This is a genomic window from Halanaerobacter jeridensis (assembly GCF_016908315.1).
Taxonomy (GTDB): domain Bacteria; phylum Bacillota; class Halanaerobiia; order Halobacteroidales; family Halobacteroidaceae; genus Halanaerobacter; species Halanaerobacter jeridensis.
This window is the reverse complement of record NZ_JAFBDQ010000021.1, coordinates 1-11,918: the sequence shown is the minus strand read 5'-3', so window position 1 is coordinate 11,918 and position 11,918 is coordinate 1. Positions and strand designations below refer to the sequence as shown.

The window sequence follows — 11,918 nt, the reverse complement described above, 5'->3', positions numbered from 1 at the left end:
AATTTGAACTAATAATTACTTTGTATTTTGTTCTTTAGTCTTAATAAAGGTCATCTGAATTTTATTCAGAATAATATAGATAATATCTAGCGTTAAAACGTAAAATAATATTATTCAATAATCTATAATTATAAAGGAGTAAGATTAATAATGGCTAATAAAATTTTAAATTTTGAATGGAAATTATTTTTAAAAAGGATTTATCAAAAATCTGAAGCGGATGATATCTTTATTCATGCTATGAGTTTGGTATACACTACTTTACTATCTTTAATTCCGTTGTTGATATTTTCTTTTTATATTTTAACTTTATTCAATTTTTTTGGAGGAATGGAAAAATTAATTGCTAAACTCAAAATTGCAATTTTAAATAATTTAGCTACAGGTACTGGAGAGAGTTTAATCAATGTTTTAGAACAATATATAATTAATATTGACCAACTAGGTGTAATTAGTTTTGGCACTTTAGTAGTAGTGATTATTTTTATGCTAGCTAGAATTGAAGTGACCTTTAATCGTATTTGGGGAGTTAAAGAACATCGTGATTTGTTTAAAAGGTTTGTAGCTTTTTGGACTTTTATTACTTTAGGTACATTCCTATTCACTTTATTATTAAGTTTAACTTTGGGTTTAGCTAGTTCGTATTTTCAAGCTCAAATAACCGGGGAATCACTATTTAATAGCTTTTTATTTAAATTTATTTCTAACTCAGGATATTTTCTAGTATTTATTGCTGCTTATTATTTAATCCCTAATACAGAGGTTGAACTATCTGCTGCTGTAGTAGGAGGTATGAGTAGTGGAACTTTTTTTGTTGTTGCCAAACAGTTATATACTTTTTACACTAAACATGTAGTGACCTATAATCAAATATATGGTCCATTAGCTGTAATACCATTATTTTTAATTTGGTTATATGTGATTTGGGTAATTGCATTACTAGGGGCAATTATTTCTTATGTATTTCAATATCGCAGACAGCTAAATAATTTTATTCATCAAGAAGTAACAATTGGTACTAAAGGATTATTACCAATAGCTATTTTAGTAATTATACATAAAGGTTTTTTAGATAAAGAACAAGCAGGAGTTACTTTTCAGGAGTTAGCAGATAAGATTAAGCTGCCAATTGCTACAATTAAGGATAATTTGCAGGAATTAAAAGAAAATAATTTAATTACTGAAAGTAAAGAGAATAAATATTTGCCATTAGTGTCTTTAGATGAGATTTCTTTGTGGGAAATCTTTTCTAATCATAAACAAATAAAATCTAGAAATGTTGAAGATATTTTTGCAGATGATGAATTACAACAAATATACTGTTGGTTAAAAGGATGTCTCAAGGAAGATTTAACAGGACTAACTATTAATCAACTATTAAATAAGATAGAAGAGGGGGAAAAAAATGAAGATTGTACGTTATAAAAAAGAAGGAGAGATTAAAACAGGGATTTTAAATGGAAATCAGATAAAGGTTATTGATGGAGATATTACTGGAGAGTATAATATTAATATTGCTTATGAAAATCTAGATGAAGTAGAATTGATGACTCCATGTCAGCCGGGAAAGATAGTTTGTGTGGGATTAAATTATAGAGACCATGCAGAAGAATTAGATATGGAATTGCCCGAAGAACCGATTATTTTCTTAAAGCCAGCTAGTGCAGTTACAGGGCCAAATTCTGAAATCAAATATCCTGCTATGGCTAAACAAGTTGATTATGAAGCAGAATTAGGGGTAGTAATTAAAGATCAAATTAAAGATATAACTCCTGAAGAAGCAGAGAATCATATTTTAGGTTATACTTGTTTTAATGATGTTACTGCTAGAGATCTGCAGAGTAAAGATGGACAGTGGACAAGGGCCAAATCTTTTGATAGCTTTGCTCCTATAGGACCAGTAATTGAAACTGATTTAAAAGTTGATGATTTAGAAGTAGAATTATATAAAAATGGTGAATTGAAGCAAAAATCCACTACTAAACAAATGATTTTTAGTGTTCCAGAAATAGTTAGTTTTGTATCTCAAATTATGACTTTAAACCCTGAAGATGTGATTGCAACAGGCACACCACCTGGAGTAGGTGAGATGAAGCCAGGTGATCAGGTGGAGGTTATAATTGAAGAAATTGGTTGTCTAAGAAATCAATTAAAAAAGAAATAAGTACTTATGTAAAAGCTCCTCACTAATTTAGTGAGGAGCTTTTTTTAATAAAATTAAATTTTTAAAGGTATTTGTAAAAAAATAGAGAAAAAATAATATTAAGGCAATAATATAAAAAATATGATATAAATGGGTAGTATTATTTTATTAAAGGGGGAGATAGAGATGAAAAAAATTATTCTTTTATTGGTGGTTGCTTTAGTCTTGTCGTCAGTATTTGTTGTAGCAGCAGAAGAAACTTATGTAGTAGGGGTAGAAAATATTAATTATTACCCATATTCTACAGTGAAAGATGGTGAATATCAGGGGTTTGCACGTGAAGTATTAGATTTATTTGCTGAAAAGTCTGGTTATAAATTTATTTATAAACCACTTCCGGTTAAGAGATTATTTATGGGATTAGTAAATAAAAAAATAGATTTTAAGTATCCAGATAATCCTTATTGGGGCCAAGATATGAAGCAAGGAACAGAAATTCAATATAGCGAAGAAGTTGTTAAGTACATTGATGGTGTATTAGTTAAACCTAAAAATAAAGGAAAAAAAGTTGAGCAGATACGTAGTTTAGGGATAGTTAGAGGTTTTACTCCTTATGATTATTTAGATCGGATAAAATCAGGTAAAATAAGATTAATTAAGGCGGCATCTTTTGCTAGTTCATTAAAATTAGGAATTAATAATCGAGTTGATGGAGTTTATTCTAATATTGCAGTAGCTAGATATTTTTTAAAGGAAGAAGTAAATCAACCTAATGCTTTAGTATATGACCCTAGTTTACCTCATAGTAAAAGTGCCTATCATTTATCTACAGCACAGCATACGCAGGTTATAAATGAATTTAATAAATTCCTTAAAGATAATAAAGAAGAAATAAAAAAATTAAAAGAAAAGTATAAAGTGATTGTAGACTAGTATAGTAAAAATTATAGTTTAGCAAGAGGAGGAGGAGGAAAAATATGAAGGATAAGTTGCAGTCTTTATGGTTTAAGATTTCTAAAGTAAGTTATAAATTTATACTCCCTACAGCTTCTATTTTATTGGTGATTTTATTTTTGTTTACCTCTTATTTAATTAATGACCAGATGCAAACTCAGAAAAAAGCTTTGCATAATAAATTCGAGAGAAATGCTAAATTATTATCATTAACAAGTGAAGAATTTTTATGGACTTATAATAATCAAGGTTTAACAAAAAATGCTGAAGCTTTTTTTGCTGATAAAGAATTTGTTGAGATCACGATAAAGAATGATGCAGGAGAAGTGGTAGTAGATAAGAAACGAAAAAACAAAGGAACTAATACAATTAGTAAAAAATTAAAAATCAGTAGAGAAGGAAATAAATTAGGGCAAGTAGAGTTAGCCTTTACTGATTATTATTTAAATCAAAATATAAAAACAATTAGAAATAAACTATTGCTTTTGACTTTATTTATTTGTATTTTAGTAACAGCTATTATTTGGTTTATTTCTAAATTAGTGACTCAACCAATTACTGCTGCTAAAGATTTTGCTGAAAAGATTTCAGAAGGAAATTTAAATATAAATGATCTGGATATAAAGGCCAAAGATGAGATAGGAAGCTTAGGTACTGCCCTTAATAATATGAAAGATCATTTAAGACTTATAGTTGAAAATATATCAGAAGCAGTCGAAAGTTTGTCTGCTTATAGTGAACAATTATCTGCATCGGCTCAAGAAAGTAATTCTTCTATTGCAGTTACAGTTGATAATTTAGAAGAGATGAATTCCAGCATTAAAGAAATTTCTAGTAGCAGTCAAGAAGTCAGTTCTTATGCTCAAGAAGCTAACACTCAGACTGATGTTGGCCGAGAAAATATTGACCAAACTATTAATAGTATTCAAGAAATTAATTCTGTAGCTGTAAATATTGTTCAGATGATTAATGAACTAGATAATGATTCTCAAGAAATAGGAAAAATTGTTGACTTGATAAATGAGATAGCTGAGCAGACTAATTTATTAGCTTTAAATGCAGCTATTGAAGCAGCTAGAGCAGGGGAAGCTGGAAAAGGTTTTGCGGTAGTGGCAGAGGAGATTAGAGAATTGGCAGAGCAAACTTCTAATGCTACGACTGAGATAGATGAACTGATTCAAAATACTCAAAATAAATCTCAAGAAAGCTTAACGGCAGTAACGAAAATGAAAAATAAAGCAGAAGAAGGGGTTAAAGTAGTTAAAGATACTGGTCAAGTTTTCTCTGAGATTGAAGAGTCAATCGAGAGTACTTCTGTTAGTACTCAACAAGCTTCTGCTTCAGCACAAGAATTAAGTGGTAATAGTGATAATGTGATGGTAGCTGCAAAAGAACTTGAAAGTATGTCGCAAGAAATTACTAATTCTTCACAGGAGCTTTCAGATAAAGCTATTAATTTAAAAGAACTAGTAGAAAAGTTTAATCTTTAATTAAAATAAGGTTTAAAAAAATAATATAATAAATTAAGGGACCATTTTTGATATGGTCTCTTTTTATTATTTTTTGTTAGTAAGAATTTTAAATAAAATGACTTTAGAGTTTGAAATGCTTAAATATTTTTTAAAATATGATATAATTGCTTTAATAAAGAGAATAATAAAAAAGTGAGTAATATCCACAATTGGGGGACTAAAAATGGAATTTGACTTTTTCTTATTCTTAGATATATTAGTGACAGCAGTAGTAGTTTATAGTTTTTTTACTTTTATTAAGGGAACAAGAGCAATTCAATTATTAAAAGGTATTTTGGTCTTATTTGTAATTAGTTTAATTAGTAAGCATTTTGGATTTCAAATCTTCAACTTTTTATTAGAAAGGATCCAGACTGCTGTATTGATTGCTATTCCAGTCATTTTCCAACCAGAATTAAGACGTGCTTTAGAACAAATTGGGCGCGGGAAAATGTTAAAAGAATTATCGGGAACTAGAAAATTCAAAGCTAAAATTGATGAGTTGGTTAAAGCTACTATGAAATTAAGTGCAGATAAAACGGGAGCTTTAATAGTTTTAAAGCGAACTACGGGATTGGATGAAATAGTAGATACAGGAATTGAACTTGATGCTAAACTATCATCAGAATTATTAGCAACTATCTTTTTCCCTAAAAGTCCTCTGCATGATGGGGCTGTTATATTAGACCATGGTCGGATTGAAGCAGCTAATTGTTTGTTACCTTTAACGCAAAGGAATATTTCTGATTATAGGTTAGGTACTCGGCATCGGGCAGCAATTGGCATTACCGAAGAAAGTGATGCGGTGGCAGTTATTGTGTCTGAAGAGACAGGCAGAATTTCTTTAGCTTTTGATGGAAAGATGCAGCATGGGTTAGATGAATTTAAACTAAAAGAAGAGTTGTTTGATAAGTTTGAGAACTTAGAACAAAGTTAAAAAATAAATATCTTAATTGAAACCTCAGTCTTGTCAGGCTGGGGTTTTTTCTATATAAAGTGGCACTATCGTGCCACTAGCTAGTAGATAAAAGCTAGTAGCTAGTAGTAAATTCAAAACCAAAAAACAGTTCATAGCTAGAAATTATTGAATACTAGGTTAATGTTTTAGGTTTTGAATTTGCTTTTATTTTTTAACTACTAGCTCCTAGCTATTTACTTCTAACTATAAAGTTTCACTTTTAGTGAAACTTTATATAGATATTTTTAATTTTTTTCAACAATTTAAACTTAAATTTGTCAGTTGTTTTTCAAAAATGGCAGTTAGATATAATGACAACATCTTAAAAGTTCAAATCACCTATTGCTGCTCTGCCTATGATTAAGGCTCTATCTTTTGGATAAACTAAAAATACAAGAGAATGAATTTATAATTTTGGCAGTGATATTTTTAAATTGATATTAAATGATGTCAACAACACCTCTAGCCATAACGTTAAATTGAAACCCTTGTATTCGACAAAAAACACTAGTATTATATAAGTAAGTTAAAGAAAAGAAAACACTCCAATTGGCCAATTGGAAATTATTAATTCACAAAGGGAGTGTATAGAAATGAGACAAAGAATTCAGAAATTTGGACGGTTTCTTAGCGGAATGGTAATGCCTAATATTGGTGCATTTATTGCTTGGGGATTTATTACTGCTTTATTTATTCCTAGTGGTTGGTTTCCAAATGAAAACTTAGCTGCATTAGTTGGACCTATGATCAACTTTTTACTACCATTATTAATTGGTTATACGGGTGGTAAAATGGTTGGCGATAGAAGAGGTGGCGTAGTTGGTGCAGTTGCTACTATGGGTGTCATTGTTGGTGCAGATATTCCAATGTTCTTAGGTGCAATGGTAATGGGACCTCTTGGCGGCTGGGCAATTAAGAAATTTGATGAGGCTATTCACGGTAAAGTGCCATCTGGTTTTGAAATGTTAGTTAATAACTTCTCAGCTGGAATTATGAGCATGATCATTGCTTTACTTGGTTACTTAGGAATTGGTCCTGTTGTTTCCGGATTAAATAATATATTAAGAGCGGCTGTAGAAGGAATAGTTAATGCTGGTTTATTACCTTTAGCTTCTTTATTCATTGAACCTGGTAAAGTTTTATTCTTAAATAATGCTATTAATCACGGGGTTTTAAGTCCTATTGGTGTACAGCAGGTTGAAGAAGCAGGAAAGTCAATTATGTTCTTATTAGAAACTAATCCTGGGCCTGGTTTAGGATTGTTATTAGCTTATTGGTTTGTAGGAAAAGGAACAGCAAAACAGTCTGCACCTGGTGCGACTATTATTCACTTCTTTGGTGGAATTCATGAGATATATTTCCCTTATGTACTAATGAAGCCTAGTATGATTTTGTCAGTAATTGCTGGTGGAATGACTGGGGTATTTACTTTCATGATTACGGGGGCAGGTTTAGTAGCTACTCCATCTCCAGGAAGTATTTTTGCTGAAATGGCTATGACTCCTAAAGGAGAATTTATTCCAGTATTATTAGGGATTACACTTTCTGCTGTAGTATCTTTTCTTGTTGCTTCGGCTATTTTGAAAGTTTCTCCTAATGAAGAAGATGCAGGAGATTTAAATGCAGCTACATCTCATATGGAAGACTTGAAGGGAAAAGAATCTTCGGTTGCAGATGAAGTTAAGAGTAGTGCTGCAGATGTAAATAAGATTATTGTAGCCTGTGATGCTGGAATGGGTTCTAGTGCAATGGCAGCTACACAACTTAATAATAAACTTGAAGAAGCAGGATTAGGAGATATAGAAGTAGATAATTCTGCAGTAGATGAGATACCTGGCGATACTGATATTGTATTAGTTCATGAGAACTTATTAGATAGAGCTAAAGATGCTGTACCCGGCGCTGAATTTTTAACAATAGATAACTTTATGAATAGTCCGGTTTATGATGAACTTGTTGACAGATTGAAAAAGTAAAAGAATTTGTTAATCTCTGTTACTGACAATTAAGGTGGTGGGTCGCTCCACCACTTTAATTATCATCAGCGGGGAGGGAGGGATCTCTATGGTTTTTAAAAGATTATCGGAACGAGAAAAGAAGATTGTTAAAGCTTTAATCAAATCACCAGATTATTTAGCAGTTAAAGAACTAGCTAATGAAATTGGTGTTAGTAAACGAACTATTTATCGTGAACTGTCTAGTTTGAAAAAAATATTAAAAGACTCAGATTTAGTTATAGACTCAAAACCAGGGGTTGGAATTTCGATCACTGGAGATCAAGAATTAATTGAAAAATATGAAGCAGACCTCCAAGAAACAGCAGATGGAAAAAACTTAACTCCCCAAGATAGAAAACTATATATTATTGAAGAATTCTTATTTTCGGACCGTTTTCAAAAGATGACTGCTTTAGCTTATAAATTATCAGTTACAGAAGCGACAATTAGTTATGATTTAAATAAAGTTTCAGACTGGTTTGAAGAAAAGGGACTATCTTTAGTCCGTAAGCAGGGAGTAGGAGTTTATTTAAAGGGGGCTGAAGCTGACTTTAGACGAGCGGTAATTGACTTTCTCTATGAAAATATGGAAGAAGATGAGGTTTTAACTTTAATTCGTAATAAACTAGATAATAATTTAGGTGAGCAGGATAAGCAAAAGTCTGTTTCTAAAATCAAGAATAATATTTTAGAATTTATTAATATGGACGTTTCAGCGCAATTAGAAGAAACAGTCGATCAAATTTTACGTGAAGTTGATTTTAATATGGTTAATAGTTCTTATATTGGACTTGTAATTCATCTTTCTTTAGCAATTAAAAGATTGCAATCAGGAGAAAAAATTCATATTGATCCTAATAAATTAGAGAGATTAAAGTTAACTAAAGAATACGAAATTGCTGAAAAAATAGCAGCTAGATTAGAAGATATTTTTGACTTAGATATCCCAGAAGATGAAAAAGGATATATTACGATGCATTTAAAGGGAGCTAAATTAAGAAAGAATATTGAATTAATGGACGAGCCCCTTGATGATGCAGAACTAGAAGCGATGAAATTGGCCCGGATGTTAGTTAAAGAAGTAGAAGTAGAATTAGGTTTAGATTTAGCAGATGACCTTAATTTGATTTCTGGTTTGGTTACTCATTTAGAACCTGCTATTTCTAGATTAAAGATGGGATTAGAAATTAGGAACCCTATTATAGATGATTTGAAAGCTGAATATAGTGAAGTTTTTAATGCTACTAAAAAATCAGCTGAAGTTTTAGAGGAAGAATTAGATTGTGAGATTCCTGATGCTGAAATTGGATTTTTGACAATGCATATTGCAGCAGCAGTAGAAAATACTGAAAATAAAGCAGATAAGGTAAGAGCATTAGTAGTCTGTTCTAGTGGAATTGGCAGTTCTAAAATTTTAGCAACAAGATTAAATAAAGCAATTGATAATATAGAAATTGTTGATGAAATTTCAGCTTTATCTGTCACTGATGAAAAAATCAAGCAGCAAGATATTGACCTTGTAGTCTCTACGGTATCAATTGATGATTATGAGGGGAATATGGTAGTTGTGACTCCTATTTTATTACCTGATGAGATAAAAAAGGTTAATCAAAAGATAAATCAAATCAGACGGACAAGTCAACAAAATAAAACTAAAGATTTAGATAAAGAAGAAGATGTTAAGTTAGAGGATAAAGTTAGGGTGATGTCTAGATTATCAGAAGATATTATGAGTTTGATTGAAGATTTTAGTGCCATTAATATTGATAATAATGTAGATAAGAAAGAATATACAGAAATAGTGGATAGAATCTGTCAGCCAGATTTTTTACCAGCAGGTTCTAATACAGTAAAGATTTATAATTCCCTTAAGGAAAGAGAAGAACAAGGAGCGACTATAATTCCTGAAATAAATATGAGTTTGCTCCATGCTCGAACCGAGGGGATTGAACAGCCGTTTATAGGTTTAGTAGTTTTGGAAGAACCGATTATGTTAGCAAATTCTAATAAAGTGGAAAAAGAGATTGATAGAATTGTGGTCTTATTAGCACCGGAAGAATTATTAGCAGAAGAGATTAATTTAATGAGTAAATTTAGTGCTTCAATAATTGAAAATAAAGAGTTTTATGAAGTTATACGTGAAGGATCAGGTGAAAAGTTTCTGAACTATTTAAGAACTTTGATCAACGATTATTATCAGAACTTAATCAGTTAAAGGAGGTAGTTAAAGATGGGAATATTAGATATGTTTTCTAAAAAAGATGATGAACAAGAAGAAAAAGAAGAATCAACAATTTTAACTAAGGATTTAATCAGGTTAAATCTTGATCCAATGGATAAAGAAGAGGCAATTAAATTAGCAGGACAGCTGTTAGTTGATAATGGATATGTAGAAGAAGAATATGTAGAGGGAATGCTAGAGAGAGAAGGGACAGTTTCGACTTATATGGGTAATGGTGTAGCAATTCCTCACGGTACTAATGAGGCTAAGCAATATATTAAGGAAACAGGTATTTCACTACTGCAATTTCCTGAAGGAATTGATTTTGGAGATGGTGATGTTTGTCGCTTGTTAATTGGGATTGCTGGTCAAGGTGATGACCATATGGAAATACTGCAGAATTTAGCTACAGTTTGCCAAGATGAAGATACGACAGAAGAATTAATGACGACAAGTGATAAAGAATTAATTATGGAACAACTTATATAAGTTGAAGGGAGGTTAATAAAATGAAAAAAGCAGTACATTTTGGAGCAGGAAATATTGGACGTGGATTTATTGGGTTGTTACTGAGTTTATCTGATTATGAAGTTGTATTTATAGATGTTGATGATGATGTTATTTCTAAGCTTAATCAGAAAAATAGTTATCAGGTGTTAGAAGTTGGGGGTAGAGAAGAAAAAGAATATCAGGTGGATCATGTACGAGGGGTGAATGCTAAAGAAGAAGAAAATATAGCAGCAGAAATTAAAGATGCTGATTTAGTGACTGCGGCGGTTGGCCCGGCTAATTTAGAATATATAGCGCCTGCTATTGCACAGGGGATCAAGAAAAGATTTGCAGCGGATAATTTAGATTATTTAAATATTATTGCTTGTGAGAATGCTGTTCAAGCTTCTACTAAATTGCAAGAATATGTTTATGAAAAACTAGATGAAGCAGAACAAGAGCAGGCTAATGACTATATTGGGTTTCCTGATTCAGCAGTAGATAGAATAGTGCCACCGCAGGAAACTGAAGGATTAACAGTTAAAGTAGAGCCATTTAAAGAATGGATAGTTGATGAAACGCAATTCAAAGGAGAAATACCTGAAATAGAAGGTATGGATTTAACAGATAATTTATTGGCCTTTGTAGAGCGTAAAATATTTACTTTAAATACTGGCCATGCAGCTACAGCTTATCTAGGATATTATAAGGGCTATCAATATATTCATGAAGCAATTAAAGATGAAGAGATTTATCAAACTGTGAAAGATGCTTTATTAGAATCTGGTCGAACTTTAATTAAAGAGTATGGATTTGCAGAAAAAACTCATCAACAATATATTGATAAGATTTTAAAGAGATTTAAGAATCCAGCCTTACAAGATTCAGTATCTCGAGTAGGTCGAGATCCAATTAGAAAGTTAGGACCTGAAGATAGATTAGTTAAACCGGCTCTAAGAGCATTGAAGATGAATATTTTCCCCATCGGTTTACGTAAATGTATTGCAGCAGGGTTATTATTTGCCCCAGAAGGTGATGATGAAGCACAAGAAATTCAAACTATGATCAAAAAAGATGGTGTAGAGAAGGCTTTAGAAGAAGTAACTGAAATTGAGGCTAATAGTTTATTAGGTAAAGATATTATTAGAACCTATAATAAGTTAAAAGATTCTAATTCTTTAGGAGATAAAATTATAAGTTAAGGCTAAGATTATAATTAAACTACTATAAGGAGGTGAGTTCCTGGTATATTCAATACCAGGAGACACTATGGAGAAAAAAGTAATGATTCAAAATGAAACGGGGATTCATGCGCGACCGGCATCTATGTTGGTAGAGGAAGCTAGTAATTATGATAGTGATGTGGAATTGCTTAAAGACGGACAAGCAGTTAATGCCAAGAGTATTATGGGAATTATGAGTTTAGGAATTAAACAGAGTACTGAAGTTACTGTAAGAGCTGAAGGTGCAGATGCAGAAGAAGCTGTTGATGCAATTGTAGAATTAATCCAAAGCGGTTTTGATGAAGAATAAATAAAGGGGGGCTGAATATGAGTCAACAATTAACAGGGGTAGCAGCTTCCCCAGGCGTAGCTATTGCGGAAGTGTTGGTTTTAGAAGATGAGATAGATTATGAAGAAAGAAC

Annotated in this window: 10 protein-coding genes; all 10 read left to right on the top strand. The window is 31.5% G+C overall.

Annotated features, from left to right (window positions below; all coding sequences use genetic code 11):
* The first annotated feature begins 150 nt into the window (after positions 1-150).
* The 10 genes from JOC47_RS13955 to JOC47_RS13910 all read left to right on the top strand — a co-directional run bounded on the left by JOC47_RS13955 (position 151) and on the right by JOC47_RS13910 (position 11,806).
* Positions 151-1,425, top strand: a complete 1,275-nt coding sequence (locus JOC47_RS13955; RefSeq protein WP_204702909.1) for a YihY family inner membrane protein — start codon at positions 151-153, stop codon at positions 1,423-1,425.
* Positions 1,406-2,164, top strand: a complete 759-nt coding sequence (locus tag JOC47_RS13950; protein ID WP_204702907.1) for a fumarylacetoacetate hydrolase family protein — start codon at positions 1,406-1,408, stop codon at positions 2,162-2,164. Before JOC47_RS13955 ends, JOC47_RS13950 begins: the two co-directional genes overlap by 20 nt.
* A gap of 165 nt (positions 2,165-2,329) precedes the next feature.
* Entirely contained in the window at positions 2,330-3,076 is a 747-nt protein-coding gene (locus JOC47_RS13945) for a substrate-binding periplasmic protein (protein ID WP_204702905.1), read from the top strand.
* Positions 3,077-3,120: 44 nt separating this feature from the next.
* Positions 3,121-4,587, top strand: a complete 1,467-nt coding sequence (locus tag JOC47_RS13940; protein ID WP_204702903.1) for a methyl-accepting chemotaxis protein — start codon at positions 3,121-3,123, stop codon at positions 4,585-4,587.
* 205 nt (positions 4,588-4,792) lie between these two features.
* Positions 4,793-5,545 carry a diadenylate cyclase CdaA gene (gene cdaA, locus JOC47_RS13935; RefSeq protein ID WP_204702901.1) on the top strand — a complete coding sequence of 251 codons (753 nt, stop codon included), beginning with the start codon at positions 4,793-4,795 and terminating at the stop codon, positions 5,543-5,545.
* Between the two features lie 614 nt (positions 5,546-6,159).
* Positions 6,160-7,542 carry a PTS mannitol transporter subunit IIBC gene (locus tag JOC47_RS13930; protein WP_204702899.1) on the top strand — a complete coding sequence of 461 codons (1,383 nt, stop codon included), beginning with the start codon at positions 6,160-6,162 and terminating at the stop codon, positions 7,540-7,542.
* Positions 7,543-7,630: 88 nt separating this feature from the next.
* Positions 7,631-9,778 (top strand): BglG family transcription antiterminator, encoded by a 2,148-nt coding sequence (locus tag JOC47_RS13925; protein ID WP_204702897.1) that lies wholly within the window; start codon positions 7,631-7,633, stop codon positions 9,776-9,778.
* A gap of 15 nt (positions 9,779-9,793) precedes the next feature.
* The gene (locus tag JOC47_RS13920) at positions 9,794-10,273 is read left to right on the top strand and encodes a PTS mannitol transporter subunit IIA (protein WP_204702895.1); all 480 of its coding nucleotides are present in this window, start codon (positions 9,794-9,796) and stop codon (positions 10,271-10,273) included.
* 20 nt (positions 10,274-10,293) lie between these two features.
* Positions 10,294-11,475, top strand: coding sequence for a mannitol-1-phosphate 5-dehydrogenase (locus tag JOC47_RS13915; RefSeq protein ID WP_204702893.1), 1,182 nt, complete (start codon positions 10,294-10,296; stop codon positions 11,473-11,475).
* A gap of 67 nt (positions 11,476-11,542) precedes the next feature.
* A complete protein-coding gene (locus JOC47_RS13910; RefSeq protein WP_204702890.1) occupies positions 11,543-11,806 on the top strand; it encodes an HPr family phosphocarrier protein in 264 nt (87 codons plus the stop codon).
* Positions 11,807-11,918 lie beyond the last annotated feature (112 nt).

Bases quoted from the DNA above. Each gene is read 5' to 3' on its own strand.
- JOC47_RS13955 (WP_204702909.1), top strand. From the start codon at position 151: ATGGCTAATAAAATTTTAAATTTTGAATGGAAATTATTTTTAAAAAGG.
- JOC47_RS13930 (WP_204702899.1), top strand. From the start codon at position 6,160: ATGAGACAAAGAATTCAGAAATTTGGACGGTTTCTTAGCGGAATGGTA.
- JOC47_RS13920 (WP_204702895.1), top strand. From the start codon at position 9,794: ATGGGAATATTAGATATGTTTTCTAAAAAAGATGATGAACAAGAAGAA.
- JOC47_RS13945 (WP_204702905.1), top strand. From the start codon at position 2,330: ATGAAAAAAATTATTCTTTTATTGGTGGTTGCTTTAGTCTTGTCGTCA.
- cdaA (WP_204702901.1), top strand. From the start codon at position 4,793: ATGGAATTTGACTTTTTCTTATTCTTAGATATATTAGTGACAGCAGTA.
- JOC47_RS13915 (WP_204702893.1), top strand. From the start codon at position 10,294: ATGAAAAAAGCAGTACATTTTGGAGCAGGAAATATTGGACGTGGATTT.
- JOC47_RS13910 (WP_204702890.1), top strand. From the start codon at position 11,543: ATGGAGAAAAAAGTAATGATTCAAAATGAAACGGGGATTCATGCGCGA.
- JOC47_RS13940 (WP_204702903.1), top strand. From the start codon at position 3,121: ATGAAGGATAAGTTGCAGTCTTTATGGTTTAAGATTTCTAAAGTAAGT.
- JOC47_RS13950 (WP_204702907.1), top strand. From the start codon at position 1,406: ATGAAGATTGTACGTTATAAAAAAGAAGGAGAGATTAAAACAGGGATT.
- JOC47_RS13925 (WP_204702897.1), top strand. From the start codon at position 7,631: ATGGTTTTTAAAAGATTATCGGAACGAGAAAAGAAGATTGTTAAAGCT.